We start from the raw sequence: 15,000 nt of genomic DNA on the forward strand, positions 1-15,000 counted from the left end.
TTTTTTTCTATTTGTTTTTGTATTTCATAAAGTTCATTAATATTTGCTAAATTGTAAAGGTAAGTGCAACTAAATTATTTTTCTATCCAAATATTCGATTGGTGAAAGATAATTTAGTATTTTTCTCGGTTTTTGATTTAAAGACAATATAAATTTATGAACTTCATTTTTATTAGTTTTTGAAAAAATAAATTTTTTAGGAAATTTTTCTCTAATTAAACCATTAGTATTTTCATTAGTACCTCTTTGTCAAGGTGAATATGGATTGGCAAAATAAATTTTTACATCTAAATTTTTTTCAAGTTGTTGTCAATTTGAAAATTCTTTGCCACGATCAAAAGTAATAGTTTTAACAATGTTTTTAGGAAGAATTGATAAATAATAACTGACATTTTTATTAATAACTTTAGTAGTTCTGTTTTTAACTAATATTGCTAAAGTAAATCGTGATACTCTTTCAACTAAAGTTATTAAACATGATTTGCTTTTACCTCGTGATGATACTATAGTATCTCCTTCTCAATGACCAAGTGTTATACGATCATTAACATTTATATCTCGTTCTTTAATTGATTTACCATTAAACTTGCCACGATTTTCTTTAGATTTTCGTTTTTTACCTTTTCTTCTTAAATTTTTACTAGTAACTTTATCAAGCATTCCAAAATAAATTCAAGTATAAATTGTTTTAAAACTAATAACTCATTCTTTATGAAAATTTTTAATTCTGCCATAAATTTGTTCAGGTGATCAACCTAATAGTAATTTTTGTTGTACATATTTTACTAAATTCTTATTTTTAAACTTATGAAAACTAATATGTGATTGTTTTCGATTTTCAGCTTTATTTTGTGCAATTAATGAAAAATAATGATTATTATCTTTATTTCTATTAATTTCTCGAATAATAGTACTAATACTTCGATTAAGATTTTTAGCTATTTCACTAATTTTAAATTTAAATTTCAATTGATTCTCAATATAAATTCTTTCATCTATGCCAAGATGTTTATAACTCATATAAAAACTCCTTACTTTTTTCTAAACTAAATTTAGCATTATGAAATTTTTATATGAGAATTTTTTGCAATTTTATTTACTTGCACTTACAAGTATAACTCAGCATTTATAATCTTGTCTATTTTTTTAATTTGTTCAAAATGTTTTTTTCTTTCTTTTTCTAATTTTTGTTTTTCAATCTTTAAAACTATTATTTTGTTTTGTTTTGTTTTTATTACACTATCTATTTTTTTGATTTCTTCTTTAAAAATTTTTGATTCCTTTCTAATTGTTTCTATCACTAACTTCTTCCTTTCTTTTTTATTTAATATAAAAAAAATCATTACTTTCTTAAAAAAATAATAGATTGAAAACTATATTTAGTTTTTCTTTTACATTGTATATAAATATAATAAATTTACATGATATATACATTAATACTATTTTCTATATACAATTCAATAACTTATAATTCTTTTAAAAATAAATTATTAATAATCTAATATTTACTAACAAAAATAAATTATTTTTTAATTTATATTAATTTTATTATAATATTTAATATCATATACAAACACTAAAGTAGGTTAATAATGTTAGAAATCATAAGTTTTAATAATGAACATATTACAATTAAAGTGAAAAAAAATAAAAAAGAAATTTTAAATGCACTAGGTATTATTGATATCAATAATACCAATGAATTTAAAATATTTAATACTCCGTTTGCTCTTGAAATACTACTTAAATATACAAATAATAATGATAAATTAAAAAAAATATATGAACACTCACTAATATCATGAAAAAAAATCCAACAAGAAAAAAACTTAAATGATTATCCAGGTAATCCTAAACTAAGACATTATCAACGTGTTGATGTTGCAATTTTAAAAGCAAATAAAAGATTTGGCTTATTTAATGAAATGCGTACTGGGAAAACACCAACTATTTTAACAGCATTATCAGAAATGAAAACTAATAAAATATTATTTGTTGTTCCTAAGTCAACTATTTTATTAACATGGGTTCCTGAAATTAAAAAATGAACCACCTATAATTGTATTACTATTAAAGATGATATTACTAAAGTGCGAACAGAAAAATATAATCAATTTAAAAATAGTAATAATTGTATTTTAGTAGTTTCTAAAAACACTTTTAAAAATGATATAAAAAATAAATTATTAACTAAATTTGATTTTACATTAGTTATTGATGAAGCACATTTTTTAAGAAACTATAAAACTGCACAAAGTTCAACAATTTTGGAAGTTGCAAATAAAGTATCATCAGTTTATTGTTTAACTGGTACCCCTGCCAATAATCATCCTAGTGATATTTTTGGTATATTAAAAATTATTGATAATAAACTATATAAAAATATTGATTATTGAGATTTTGTTGCTCGTTATTTTGGAATAATTAGAAAACGTATTACCAATTTTGTAACTATTAATATACCAAAACCAAATGTTAAACCACAACTAGCAGCAGAATTTGATTATTTAGTTAAAAAAATATCAATTATGCGCAAACAAATTGATGTACGTAATGAAATGCCAAAAATTATTAAAAATGATTTAATTTTAACTATGCCCAAAGCACAAACCGCAATTTATTATGATACTCTTGAAACTATGAAACAAGAATTATTTTATAATAAAAAATCTAAAATAACTTTTTTACAAATATTTACGAAATTAAGAACTATTTGTTCAACACCTATTAATGAGGGAATGAAAGAATTAGGAGCAAAATTTAATTGACTACTAGACTACTTACATGATAATGAAAATGATTCAATTATTATTTATAGTAGTTTTAGTGATAAAGGAATTAACATTTTAAGTAACATTTTAGATAAACATAAATTAAATCATCAATTAATTACTGGTAAAGTAAATCATGAACAAAGGCTTAAAGCTATTAGTGATTTTCAAAGTAAAAAAGTTAAAATTATTTTATGTAATATTAAATCTACTAATGTTGGTATCACATTAGATAAAGGTGATGTTATGATTTTTCTAGATCGTGAATTAAACCCAACCGAAAATGAGCAAGCTGAAAGTCGCTTTTTTCCAACTCAATTAAACGATAATAAAACTAGAGAAATTATTAATTTATATTGTGCTAATACTATCGATTTAAAAATTAGAGACATCCTTAATAATAAAATTGATATTAATAAAATAATTAATGATCAAGGTATTAAATTTTTTGAATAATTTTATTATGTTTAATAAACTAAACGAGGATTAAAAACAAGATCTGCATTATTATTAGGAATGAATTGTTCATCATTAATTTCAAGAATATATTCTTGCAATAAAGGCGCAAATTCGTTTGAAGATTGAAAAGAATGAGTGTTATCAATGATTTGTTGACTTTCAAAAAATTCTCTATAATCACCATTATCTTCTTCATCATTTAAACAACAAAAAAGACCTGAAATAAAACCAAAAAGAGCACCAGTAAAACATCCTGAAAGCACTGTTATAGCTGAAGTAATATCAAATTCAAGAATATTTTGTTCTCTTTTTTGATATAGATCAGAAAGAGTAAACAAACTACCTCCAATAATATTTCCTAAACAAGTTGCTAATATTATTTTTTTATTAATCATGTTATTTACCACCTTTTTAACATTTAAATTATTGGTTTAGACATTTTTTTTAAATTAAATGCTTTTCAAGCAAGAGCATCTGCTTCATCATTATATATATTACCACTATGACCTTTAACTCATTTAAAATAAACATTAACATCTTTTGCTATTTTATCATAAAATGCTTTATATGCCTTTGTTTCTACTTTAGTAGTTTTTCATTCACCAGTACATCATTTACTAATTCCAACATAATCATGACAAATTAAAATTGATTTTATATTATTTTCCAAAGCTAACTGCATTGCCTTTTGTGCACCCATTATTTCTCCAGCAACATTTCTTAATTTTGCTCAATTTTCATCATCAAATTTTTCATAAAATATATCTTTTTTGCCATTATTTAAGAAAACAAGTCCATAAGAAAATTGATTAATTTCTTCTTTAAAACTACCATCAGTATATGCTATTACTTCATATTTATAGTGATTTTCAGATTTTATTTGAATTTTATCATCTAAATAATCTTGAGCTTCTTTTTTAGTTGCAAATTTTTTATACTGAGCACCAGCATAACCTCTAATTTGTGTTTCACATTCATTCCAGTTTTCAAATATTCCAATGACTCTACCTTTTTTTACTGCATAAAATTTACTTGCCATAATTATGACTCCTCTATTGTTTATTTTAATTTTACAATAATATTAAATTTTATCTAATTAAAATTACAACTAAAAGCAAAAATATTGCTAATGCTAATTAGCAAGTGACTTTACTAATTAAATAAAATGGCACAAAAAAATATTTATTATTTTAAAATTTTAATTTTTAAATTTGGGTCATTTGTTAGGATCATTTTCAAATCCTGAATTTTTAGCAAATCATCCATGTCATAATACTTCATTTACATTTCATTTTGATAAGTCTTTATTAAATAAAGAAGCTTTATAAAACATATAACCCATATCCACCACTTTTGAAGTATCTCACTTCGAAATATCTTGATTAAATGATAAACAATTTCGAAACATATTATTCATATTTGTTACATTATTATCATAGAGTAAATTTGTAATATTACCATTAAATAACGAAGCACCATAAAACATTGAACTCATATCTCTCACATTAATTATATTTCAAGATAAATTTTGATTAAATGATAAAGCACCATAAAACATTGCATGCATAGTTGTTACATTAACTACATCTCAGTTTGAAATATCTTGATTAAATTTTTTTGCTCCAGCAAACATTGAACTCATATTTGTTACGTGTGCAATATTTCAACTTGATAGATTTTGATTAAATGATGAAGCATTACTAAACATATAACTCATATCTACTACATTTGATGTATTTCATTTTGAAATATCTTGATTAAATGCTCTTGCATCCATAAACATATTTTTCAAAGATCTAATTTCTGATGGTAAATGATCAGATACTTTTTCTATTGTTACTGGCATTTTAACAACTTGAATTATTCCTTCTCGATTTTGAAAAAATCCAATTTGAATAACCTCTTTGCTATTTATATTTGATAAATCTACTTCACTCGTTTTCACTTGTTTTCCATCTTTGTCAATGTAAATTGTATCTTGCTGAATTTTATTATCTAAAAATTGAATTTTTTGTGAACTTGTATTTAAGATAACATTAGTTAAATTACCCGTAATTGCTAAAATACTTAATGTTGTTAATAATGATTTCATAATTAATCACCCTCCAAGTTTTCTCCAATAACTTCTTAAAATTTAAGAAGATAAATATATTTTAGTATTTTTTAAAAAAATAAATAAACAATAAGTTATAAAAAAACAAAGCATTACAATTATCTTTAAATTTAAATTAAATAAAAAGTTATCAATGTACTTGCAAAATGTTCACCGATAACTAAACTATTTTTAAATTGAAACTATTTTTAAATTGAAACTATTTTTTATTATTAAATTAATAAATAAAATAAAATACCGGCACTAATGATATTGCAATTAATAATGATAAATATTTTTTCATAAATTAATCCTCCTCAATTTTTACCAATAACTTCTTAAGTTTAAGAAGATAAATATATTTTACATACTTTTAATTATTTTTTAACACTTTTTTCATAAAATTGTATACTAATAACTTATTAACTAAATCTATTGCACTATTTAAAATAATATAAATTTTAATATATAAAACACTTAAAATATAAAAAAATAATTAATAAAATGATAAAACAGAAATCATGTAAAATGTATAATATAAATTTAAAGGGGGTTAATTAGATTATCCAATTATTACAACTAAATGCTATATTTCATCATGTGAGAAAGAATATACATTTGACTCTTTATATCGTGATAAATTTATATATTGCAGTGGTAAATGTTATCAACAAGCATTCAATAATACAGTAACAAAATATACACAAAAATAATAAGTTAGTTTTGGAGAGATATTATGAAAAAAGAAAAATTAATAGAATTGATTAACAATAAAATATTATAAGGTTTTTAAAAATGAAAAAAAAGATATTTAAAGAAACTGTTGATGATAATTATTCAACAAAGAAAAGTATTAACTATTATAATAATTGAATGATTATAATTTTTTCATGATTAACAAGTGTAACTTTACTAATTAGTTGAGTTTTATGAATTATTTTCTTTAAAAGAGAAACTACTGATTTATTAATCCTTATTGATAATTTAATCACTAAGAAATTTTTTAAATTCAATTTAACTTTTCCAACTCTGACAATTGCAGTATTGGGTTTTGGTTTCATAATTTTAGGTGTTGTTGCCTTTCCTTTTATTTTTTTAAAAAATAATGATTTTATTTCCTTAATATTAACTAGAATTATGTTATGAATATCATTATTTTTTATTATTGGATCAATTTTATTTTTTTCCTTTGGCGGATATGTTGCTTTTTATAAATTTGCTTCTACGATAACTATTCGGAAAAAACTATTTTTCATTATTCCATGAGGATTAGAATTTTTTTATTTTATAGTTTTAATAATTTCTTGTATATGCTTTATTAAAAAAAGTAGAAAAAAGAAATAGGGAGGTTCCCAAAAAAGTAGGAAGATGAATTACTAGATAAATAAATTCTTTTCAATATTACCATTTCAAAATGATGATAGACAAATTAAATTCTCTTTTAGCCTTAAATTTATATTCGACGTATTTTAAAAAATATACATTTATAAGATAAAATAAAAATTATTTTCAAAGGAAAAAGACAAGAAATAATCTTGTCTTTTTTTGTAATTGTAAAATTTTAAAATTTTTTATTATTAGCACCCTTTAAATATCTACTACACGCAGTGACCAAGTAGGAGAAAGTTAATAATTAATAACCCTCTTTAACGCTATTATCAACAAGTGTTAGGGAACTAAAAAAGTGAACTACAACACAGTTGTTAAAAATAGTAGCTAGAACATGTGGACTTGCATGGATAAATAAAAAGTGGAGTGATACCTAATAAATTATACTAACCATTAAATGGTAATTCTTGGGGTGGGAGCGAATTGGAAACTAGTATATATAGACCCGGAGTGGGGACCAACTATTATTCTTTATTTAACCAACCTTGCCACTACCAAGTGAGCAAGTGTTGGTTTTATTTTTTATTTTTTTTTGAAAAATTTTTGAGCCCAAAATTGCTGGAATGAATAAAACAAATAGTAGTATTATTAATAATCTAAGAATAAAAATATATGTTCTTTATGCTAGAAGCAACAGAACATATTAGGAAAGGATTATTATGCAAATAGAATTTAAAAAAGAACAAATTGTTAAAGATAAACCACAATCTATTCTTATTGATTATGTTGAATATAAATTATCTCTTCCAAAATGAATGATTAAAAATAATTCTTTTATTGTTGATAACAGTTACACATATTGAGTTTTTAATTTAGAAAATATTAAAAAAGAATTAAGTGGTAATGAATTAATAAAGTTATTAGAACCATATATTAAAGACCAAAAAATAACTGTTAATAAACCAACTGCTCCAAAAGAATATTATCTTAATGATATAAAACTTGAACAATTAACATTTTATGAACAGCATAATAGTTGATTTATGGGTGAAATAACAGATAACAAAACTAAAATTACTAATCCTTGTTTTAAATATAACATTACGTGAGAAGAAAACAGAAAAGGTTTTAAAATAAATAATCCATATAAACATGATGATTTACCAATTAATTATATAGTTACTTCTTATAAGGAAATTTCAACTCATAATGAAAAAGTATTTTTGTTGAACATGTAAACAAAATAAATTAGATTATTTATTCTTTAATACTAATGATATAAAAACAAGAAAATATTTTTTAAGAGATAAAAATAGTAAAGCAATTTGTTATGACTGTATTTTAAATATTAGGTTAAGTAGGAGGTATAAATATGAATAAAGAAAAAATACTTGAATATCTTAAAGATGAATGAGAATGAAATAAAGAAATGAGAGACGATGAAAAAGTAACTAAACTTTGAAAAAGTTGTTTTAATGGAAGATTAAATCTTATATCTCAATTAAATCAAAAAATTAAAAATGGTGAATTTGATTAATAATGCAATATGACTTAATTATTGGGATTGACCCCGCTGGTATTGGTAATAATGGAATTGTTATATATTCAAATGAAACAAATAGGATTATTTATACAGAAACATTCAACACAACACATGTTTTTGAAAGTAAAAATCGTTATAAAAGAATATTATCAATAATCAAAGAACAATTTTTTGAAAACAAAATATTAGTTATTGTAGAAAATTTCTTTTTAAGTTCAAAACAATTATTAACTAATCCATTAGCAACTCCTAAAATTATTGGTTCATTAATGGTATTAGTACAAGATGTTTTCAACTGAGATTATCTAGAAAACCAACCAAAAAATAAAAATAAAATAACAAATTATAAAGGAAATATAAAATTAACAAAACATGAACAAGATGCATATAAACACATTCAATACTATTTAAGGAATTATAAAAATGAAAGATAAAGCCAATTATGTCAAATTAACAGTAAAACTAAGTAACACTATTGAAGCAAAATATTACGAAAAAGGTAATAAAGAATTATATTATAGTGTTCGTGGTCAATGAAATGGTTTAAACTATGTTACTTTAATTTTTAATAATCCAAAATTTTATAACCGATGTATTTTATTAAACAAAAACGATGAAATTATTGTAACTGGTCAAATTTTTAATACTTTAAACATTCCTAAAAATCGTGTATTTTGTTCAATTAATGTTAAATGATTTAAAAAATGAAAAGAGTAAAAAATGATATGATGAGAAATTTTATTAATAGCACCAATATTAATAACAAGTATAACACTAATAATATTTTTAATATTTATTATTAAAGAATTAAAAAATGAATATAAAGTATTAAAAATATTAAGTGAAATTGCTAATCAAATTGAAAATAAGGAGAATAAATAATGAAATGTTTTCTTTGCATGCATGGAGAAATATATTCTCCAAAAACCTTGTATAAAATAAAAAAATTGAAAAAAATAATTTACCAAGATAGAGATATTGATAGTGAAGATTTTAAGAAAAGATATGAATATCTTTTAAAAAAATTAGGTGATGGTGATAATCAAATTATTTAAATAAATTTATTAATAAAGCAAGAAAGAAATAATAGAAAGGAGAATAAATAATGAATAAAGAAGTATGTTGTGAAGATTGTTGTGTATGTGATAAAAAACATGATTTATTTACTTGTGAAAAAAACTGCTGAGAAAATGTATGTGAACATTGTTATCAAGGTGATAAAGAACATAGAAATAAAGTTGATGAAATTAATAAATCAAGACATAAAAATTGTATTAATAAAGAAAGATTTATGCAATATCTTAAAAACACATATCGCTTAAACGGATATTATGAAGAAGTTTATAAACCAATTAAAACCAGAATTAAAGACCGGTGATTTGATAATGACTAATTATTTACTTTCAATTGACCCAAGTATTAAAAATACTGGATTTACTTTATGAAAAAAAGTTTATTTACATGATAAATATGATTTTTGAAATTGAAAACCAATATTTGTTAAAAGTTATAATTTAAAAGAATATGATGGACAAAGAAAATTTTATTGAGATATAAAAGTTAATGATAATGAATTGGATTTAATTATTGAACGTGGTACTTTTAATTCAAAAAATGGTATTGGTTATGAAACTCAAGAACATTTACGTGGTTTTATTGCAGGACAATTTAATAAATTATTAACAAAAGATATGTTAATAAGTCCAAGTGAATGAAAGAAATGATATGAACGTTATGACCCACCTATTTTTTGATTAAGACCTTGAGATAAAGAACTAAGTATATATGTTGCTGAAGAAATTATTAAAGAAAATAATTGAAATATAAAAATATCAAATCATGATGAAGCAGATAGTTTATTAATTGGTTGATATTATTTAAATAAGGAGAATAAATAATGAATAAAGAAAAATTACTTAAATATATGAAAGATATAATTAAATGAACTAAAAAAATTAATTATACAAACTCTGATTTGGACAAAAATATTTTAAATTTATTAATTGAAAAAATAGAAAAAGGTGAATTTGACTAATGATAATATTACCTACTTTGTTTGAAAATAAAGATGAAATTGAAATATTATCACCATTTCCAAAAGCAATTCATACAAGTAATGATATTAGAGCAATTATTTTAAGACAATACCCAAATGTTAAATCAAAACATATAATTGTTTCTGACCCAGAAAGTAATGTTGCATTAATAGTTGGTGATAATGATGTTTATCAAGGTTGAATTAAAGTAACAGTTAAAAAATTAGAAAATTAAAGGAGAATAAAATGCCAAGTATAGAAAATCAATCAAATTATACTTTAACTAAATTAATTAGAACTGGAATAAGTCCAATTTGTGCAATGATTGGTACAAGTGCTTATTATGGTCAAGTAATTGCAAATCCAGTATTAGGTTCAATTAATAGTTTATTATTTGGTAAAAAATTAGGTTTAGATATATGAAATTTAAATCAAAGACCAAATACTAAAAGTAAATTAATTAATAGTTCTAAAAAAATATTATTAGGTTTAGGAACAATTGGTTTAGCAAATTATAGTAAATGAATAGAAAATAATATTAATCCTATTATTCCAACATCACCAAGTCCAATAACTACTACAACTACAACTGAGGGTCCTCCATGATTATTATTAAATAAACAAGAACATCAGTCATTAATGGATTGAGATACTTATATTTCATTAAATGCTTATGGTATTTCAAATCTTATTAGTGGATTAACTGAGTTAATACCTAATAAATTTGAAACAATAAGAAAGATTTGTAATATGGCAACTGGTGGATGTTTAATATCAAGTGGTGTAGCAATGGGAATTAATAATGATTTTAATAATGCTTATGCAGTACCTACTATTATTGCTGGTGCAAGTGAAATAATCCATAATTTACTACCTATGGAAACTACAAATCATATTGAAGAAATGCAAGAAACACCATTTAATAATGAAACTGCAAGATTAATTAATGATAATAGATTCACAATTAATAGTGAAACAACTAGTCAATATGGTAGTGATAATATGAGCGAAGTACCATTAAATCATGATAATGCTTCATTAAATTGAGATTATAATCACATGAATTTATAAAGGAGGTGAATAATTTATGAATAAAGAAAAATTAATTGAATATTATAATCATCAAATAAAAACATATAAAGAAAGAATAGAAGAATTCAATAAAGAAATATCTGTATTAGTAGAAATTATAAGTAATTCACAATCAATGATTGAAAGAATTAATGGTGGTCAATTTGATGAATAATTAAAAATTAAAAATAAATAGTTGAAAGGAAAATATTCAAATGAAAGAATTTTTACATGAATTAATAATTATTGGAACAAGTGTTGGAACATTAATTTGCAGAGAAATTATTGTTTTATTAAAAAGATTTATCACAACTCCAAAACATGTTAGAGCAAATAACAAAATTATAAAACATCAAAAAAATTAGCAAAGTTAAATGAAAAGATTAATAAAGAAAATAAATAAAAAAGTGGTGATGTAAATGTTAGAAAATGAAAATAATGTTCAACAAACAACTGAACCTTTAACTGAAAATAATGCTTCTTCACAAGAAATAGAAAATAAAGTTAATGAAGCAGAAAATAAGTTAAATAAACTTAATCAAGAAATTAAAGAAAAAGAAATGATTAATATATTTAAAAAATATCAAGTTAAAACTGAATTTTATGATTATTTAAAATTTAAAACAAGTAATATAGAAAATTCAAAAATTGAAGAAACTATTAAAAAAATTATTAAAGAACAACCGGTATTTAAACAAACAATTAATACAGGTGGCAATAAACAAATAATTATTAATAATAAAACAAATGATAAAGAAAATTTTTTAATTAATTATAAAAAGAAAAATTATTTATAAACGAAAGGAAGAAATAAAATGTCAGTACCATTTAATCAAAATTTAGACAATACAGAGAGATTAGTAGAAGCACCAGAATTTATAGAATTTTTTAAAATTTCAAATAGTCCATGGGCAAACTTTTTCCCTACTGAAATTGTTGACTCAGTAAATATTGAATTTATTGTTAAAAAACCAAAAAAACCAGAAGTTAAAATTATTGCTTGGGACGATAAAAGCAAAAGATATGAATTACCATATGTTGATACAGATAAAATTAGTAAAAAAATAACTAAAAAATATCTTGCAGGAGAAATTATTACAGATGTAGATTTAAATGCAAATAATGGACAAAATTTATTAGATAGTATGCAATATGAAGTTGCAAATGATTTAGCAGATAAATTAGCAATTGATGATACACAAGCAATTGCAAAATCTGCTACTAAAATAGATATTGATGATACAACACCAATAGGATATTTAAAATCAATGTTATCGGCTTGAAATACTTTGTTTCAATTTAGAAACATTGCAAATAGTAAATTTTTTATTACTAATGGTCTCTATGATAGTTTAGTTTATTTAGCAGATAATAAAGGTTTAATTACCGATAATCAGTTAGCTCAACAATTACGTTTAAATGGAAATAGTTTATATGTAAAAGGTGTACTATGTGAAATCGTTCTTGATGACTATATGATTTTTACTAATGATAAAAATGAACAACAATTAATGACCTTTATTTTAGCAACACCAAGAGCAATGAAAAGATACATGTTAGAAAGAACAATTATTTATGTAGATTTTATTAAAGATGATAAAGCAGGAAGAGCATATAAAGTTGCTGGTGAAGTTGTTGGAGAAGCAATCCCATATATTTCTAATAATGAAACAACTTCACGTTGAATGTTATGTGGAGTTATTAAAACAGAAAAAACTGATTTAAAAACTAAAATTACAAGTTTAACAACTGATATTACTGCAAATGTTAATAACAATAATAGTGAATTAAATACACAAATAAAAAGTACTAATGAACTTAAATCATTAAATCCTAATTTAACAAATCCAACTATTAAATATTTTAGTGATGCACAAGGAAAAACTAATGTAAGTAATCAAAAACAAAAAGCAGGTGACTTATATATAACTATTACTGCAAATGTTAATGACTTAAATTATAAAGGAACAACAAATCCAATTAAAATAACTCTTAAATAAAGGAAATTAATATCATGCCAATTGGTACAACTAGTACAGCAATACTTTTAAACATAAATAAACCAAAACATACTAGAACAAGTAACCAACAAGAAAATAAAAGTTTTTGATGAGAAATTTTAGAAATGATTGGTGTACAAGTCATAGCAGTAGCACTTGCTCCTTTTACTGGTGGATTAAGTGAAAGCGTAGCACTTGGATTAGGTGCAAGTGCCATTAATTTTGGTATTTATGCTACAACTGATTTTACTATTAATCAAGTTTATGATTATTTAAAAGGAAATGTAACAAAATGAAATACTTTCTTTAATATACTACCTGCATTTGCTGGACTTAATAAAATTAGTCGTGGTTATCGTACAACTAAATTTATTAAACTAGCACAAGAAACTAAAACATTAGAACAAGTTGGAATTAAAGAAGCAAAAAACTTACAAGAAATTATTAGTCAAGTAAGTGGAAAAGAAATTTTAACAGATAAAATTATTGGTAATAAACGTTATTTAATGAATTATAGTTTTACTCCTAATCGTGAAACAGTATTACGAGATTTAGGTTATGTTGCTGAAAGACAATATAAGAATAATTTTCAAAAATTAGAAGCACAAGAGTTAAAAGATTACTTATTATTACAAAATACATTAATAAAATTAAGTCCACAATTAACTCCAAAGTTTAAAATTAAAGATATCGAAAAAGCAAATAACTTTTTAAAAAAATTTAATACTGATTTAAAAAAAGTACTATCTATGAATCAGCATGATTGATTAAATTTAGTTCATACAATACATACAGAAAATAGATATGGAAAAACTTTAATTTTAGATTTACAAAAAATTCGTGCTAATTCTATTAAATTTAATTTTAAAAATAATGTTATTCATCAACTTGTTTTAAAAGCAAATCAAAATTTTAAATATTTTGATATTAGATTTTATTTAAAAAAAGGTTTAAATAAATTTTGAAAAGATACTCCATATTTTGAAAAATTACGAGAAAGTATATATAAATTACAAGAAAAATTTGAAAAGTTAGAAAAACAAGTATTTGAAAAAATTAATAAATTAAAAGAAAAAGTAACAGATTTATTTACTAGTGTAGAAAAAAGAGCAATTAAACATGCACAATTAATTCCATTAAATTCACCAGTATTTATGGGTTGTAAAATTCAACCTTTGTCATTAGATAAATGTGCAATTACTATTTATCATCGCAATCCTAAATATAAACCAATTACTGTTGTTGATAGTATTCTTAAAGCAGAAACTTTTGTTACTCAAATACATCCATTTCATTGATATCGTTGATATAGTGGTTGATACATTGGTTATGGTATTAATCGTAATAAATGATTAAAAGCAATAGCATTTGCTCCACCAGTGGTACAACAAGTAATTAGAGATAGTTTTAAAGTATATAGAGAAATATTTAGAATAATAAGAACTTATCATAAAGTAGTAAATGTTATTAATAATCCTATTGAAAATATTAATAAATCATTTAAAAGTGTTGGTTTAAAATTTTCAGTTAATACTTTATTTGGCACTGGACTATTACATCATTTAGAAAAATTTGCATATAGTCAAGTTGTAAAAAAAGGTAAGAAAAAGTTACAAAAAGAAATTATCCATATATCACATAGAAAAACTAAAACAAAAACTAAGCATTATAAAAAAGCATTTTTTAAGGAATGATAAAT

General features: G+C 22.3%; 23 protein-coding genes. 18 read left to right on the forward strand and 5 right to left on the reverse strand.

Features of this window, described 5'->3' with window-relative positions:
• Positions 1-69 precede the first annotated feature (69 nt).
• Together AACL03_RS02735 and AACL03_RS02740 are read right to left on the reverse strand one after the other, a co-directional pair.
• Complete coding sequence (locus AACL03_RS02735; RefSeq protein ID WP_339038665.1) at positions 70-1,020, reverse strand: IS30 family transposase; 951 nt, start codon at positions 1,018-1,020, stop codon at positions 70-72.
• Between the two features lie 86 nt (positions 1,021-1,106).
• On the reverse strand, positions 1,107-1,301 hold the full coding sequence (locus AACL03_RS02740; protein WP_339039156.1) for a hypothetical protein: 195 nt from the start codon (positions 1,299-1,301) through the stop codon (positions 1,107-1,109).
• Positions 1,302-1,592: 291 nt separating this feature from the next.
• On the opposite strand from AACL03_RS02740, the gene AACL03_RS02745 reads away from it, so the two are divergent.
• A complete protein-coding gene (locus tag AACL03_RS02745) occupies positions 1,593-3,227 on the forward strand; it encodes a DEAD/DEAH box helicase (protein WP_339039158.1) in 1,635 nt (544 codons plus the stop codon).
• Between the two features lie 11 nt (positions 3,228-3,238).
• On the opposite strand, the gene AACL03_RS02750 is transcribed toward AACL03_RS02745, so the two are convergent.
• From AACL03_RS02750 to AACL03_RS02760, 3 genes are all read right to left on the reverse strand, one after another.
• Positions 3,239-3,637, reverse strand: coding sequence for a hypothetical protein (locus tag AACL03_RS02750; RefSeq protein WP_339039160.1), 399 nt, complete (start codon positions 3,635-3,637; stop codon positions 3,239-3,241).
• An 11-nt stretch (positions 3,638-3,648) separates the two neighbouring features.
• Positions 3,649-4,269 (reverse strand): ribonuclease H family protein, encoded by a 621-nt coding sequence (locus tag AACL03_RS02755; RefSeq protein ID WP_339039162.1) that lies wholly within the window; start codon positions 4,267-4,269, stop codon positions 3,649-3,651.
• A 159-nt stretch (positions 4,270-4,428) separates the two neighbouring features.
• The gene (locus AACL03_RS02760; RefSeq protein ID WP_339039164.1) at positions 4,429-5,322 is read right to left on the reverse strand and encodes a BspA family leucine-rich repeat surface protein; all 894 of its coding nucleotides are present in this window, start codon (positions 5,320-5,322) and stop codon (positions 4,429-4,431) included.
• A 1,895-nt stretch (positions 5,323-7,217) separates the two neighbouring features.
• Between AACL03_RS02760 and AACL03_RS02765 the strand changes: the two genes are divergently transcribed.
• The 17 genes from AACL03_RS02765 to AACL03_RS02845 all read left to right on the forward strand — a co-directional run bounded on the left by AACL03_RS02765 (position 7,218) and on the right by AACL03_RS02845 (position 14,998).
• The gene (locus AACL03_RS02765) at positions 7,218-7,358 is read left to right on the forward strand and encodes a hypothetical protein (RefSeq protein ID WP_339039166.1); all 141 of its coding nucleotides are present in this window, start codon (positions 7,218-7,220) and stop codon (positions 7,356-7,358) included.
• Between the two features lie 12 nt (positions 7,359-7,370).
• Positions 7,371-7,889 (forward strand): hypothetical protein, encoded by a 519-nt coding sequence (locus AACL03_RS02770; protein WP_338958598.1) that lies wholly within the window; start codon positions 7,371-7,373, stop codon positions 7,887-7,889.
• A gap of 134 nt (positions 7,890-8,023) precedes the next feature.
• Positions 8,024-8,188, forward strand: coding sequence for a hypothetical protein (locus tag AACL03_RS02775; protein ID WP_338957566.1), 165 nt, complete (start codon positions 8,024-8,026; stop codon positions 8,186-8,188).
• 2 nt (positions 8,189-8,190) lie between these two features.
• Positions 8,191-8,628 carry a hypothetical protein gene (locus AACL03_RS02780; RefSeq protein WP_338957565.1) on the forward strand — a complete coding sequence of 146 codons (438 nt, stop codon included), beginning with the start codon at positions 8,191-8,193 and terminating at the stop codon, positions 8,626-8,628.
• Positions 8,618-8,911, forward strand: coding sequence for a hypothetical protein (locus AACL03_RS02785; protein WP_338957564.1), 294 nt, complete (start codon positions 8,618-8,620; stop codon positions 8,909-8,911). The genes AACL03_RS02780 and AACL03_RS02785 overlap by 11 nt, the downstream gene beginning before the upstream one ends.
• Before the next feature lie 3 nt (positions 8,912-8,914).
• Complete coding sequence (locus tag AACL03_RS02790) at positions 8,915-9,076, forward strand: hypothetical protein (RefSeq protein WP_338957563.1); 162 nt, start codon at positions 8,915-8,917, stop codon at positions 9,074-9,076.
• Positions 9,076-9,249, forward strand: coding sequence for a hypothetical protein (locus AACL03_RS02795; RefSeq protein ID WP_339039168.1), 174 nt, complete (start codon positions 9,076-9,078; stop codon positions 9,247-9,249). The genes AACL03_RS02790 and AACL03_RS02795 overlap by 1 nt, the downstream gene beginning before the upstream one ends.
• Before the next feature lie 50 nt (positions 9,250-9,299).
• The gene (locus AACL03_RS02800; protein WP_338957561.1) at positions 9,300-9,587 is read left to right on the forward strand and encodes a hypothetical protein; all 288 of its coding nucleotides are present in this window, start codon (positions 9,300-9,302) and stop codon (positions 9,585-9,587) included.
• A complete protein-coding gene (locus tag AACL03_RS02805; RefSeq protein WP_338957560.1) occupies positions 9,580-10,092 on the forward strand; it encodes a hypothetical protein in 513 nt (170 codons plus the stop codon). The genes AACL03_RS02800 and AACL03_RS02805 overlap by 8 nt, the downstream gene beginning before the upstream one ends.
• Positions 10,092-10,229, forward strand: coding sequence for a hypothetical protein (locus AACL03_RS02810; protein ID WP_339038671.1), 138 nt, complete (start codon positions 10,092-10,094; stop codon positions 10,227-10,229). Before AACL03_RS02805 ends, AACL03_RS02810 begins: the two co-directional genes overlap by 1 nt.
• Positions 10,229-10,465: a hypothetical protein gene (locus AACL03_RS02815; RefSeq protein ID WP_281748585.1), complete on the forward strand. Its 237-nt coding sequence runs from the start codon at positions 10,229-10,231 to the stop codon at positions 10,463-10,465. The genes AACL03_RS02810 and AACL03_RS02815 overlap by 1 nt, the downstream gene beginning before the upstream one ends.
• A gap of 11 nt (positions 10,466-10,476) precedes the next feature.
• Positions 10,477-11,301, forward strand: a complete 825-nt coding sequence (locus AACL03_RS02820; protein ID WP_339039170.1) for a hypothetical protein — start codon at positions 10,477-10,479, stop codon at positions 11,299-11,301.
• 16 nt (positions 11,302-11,317) lie between these two features.
• Complete coding sequence (locus AACL03_RS02825) at positions 11,318-11,476, forward strand: hypothetical protein (protein ID WP_338957615.1); 159 nt, start codon at positions 11,318-11,320, stop codon at positions 11,474-11,476.
• 40 nt (positions 11,477-11,516) lie between these two features.
• Positions 11,517-11,666 carry a hypothetical protein gene (locus AACL03_RS02830; RefSeq protein WP_210368150.1) on the forward strand — a complete coding sequence of 50 codons (150 nt, stop codon included), beginning with the start codon at positions 11,517-11,519 and terminating at the stop codon, positions 11,664-11,666.
• A gap of 54 nt (positions 11,667-11,720) precedes the next feature.
• Positions 11,721-12,098: a hypothetical protein gene (locus AACL03_RS02835; RefSeq protein ID WP_339039174.1), complete on the forward strand. Its 378-nt coding sequence runs from the start codon at positions 11,721-11,723 to the stop codon at positions 12,096-12,098.
• Between the two features lie 18 nt (positions 12,099-12,116).
• Positions 12,117-13,301 carry a hypothetical protein gene (locus AACL03_RS02840; RefSeq protein WP_339039176.1) on the forward strand — a complete coding sequence of 395 codons (1,185 nt, stop codon included), beginning with the start codon at positions 12,117-12,119 and terminating at the stop codon, positions 13,299-13,301.
• Positions 13,302-13,315: 14 nt separating this feature from the next.
• Positions 13,316-14,998 (forward strand): hypothetical protein, encoded by a 1,683-nt coding sequence (locus tag AACL03_RS02845; protein WP_339039179.1) that lies wholly within the window; start codon positions 13,316-13,318, stop codon positions 14,996-14,998.
• Positions 14,999-15,000: the final 2 nt, after the last annotated feature.

It is taken from the genome of Spiroplasma endosymbiont of Andrena trimmerana (assembly GCF_964019575.1).
Classification (GTDB): domain Bacteria; phylum Bacillota_I; class Bacilli_A; order Mycoplasmatales; family VBWQ01; genus Spiroplasma_E.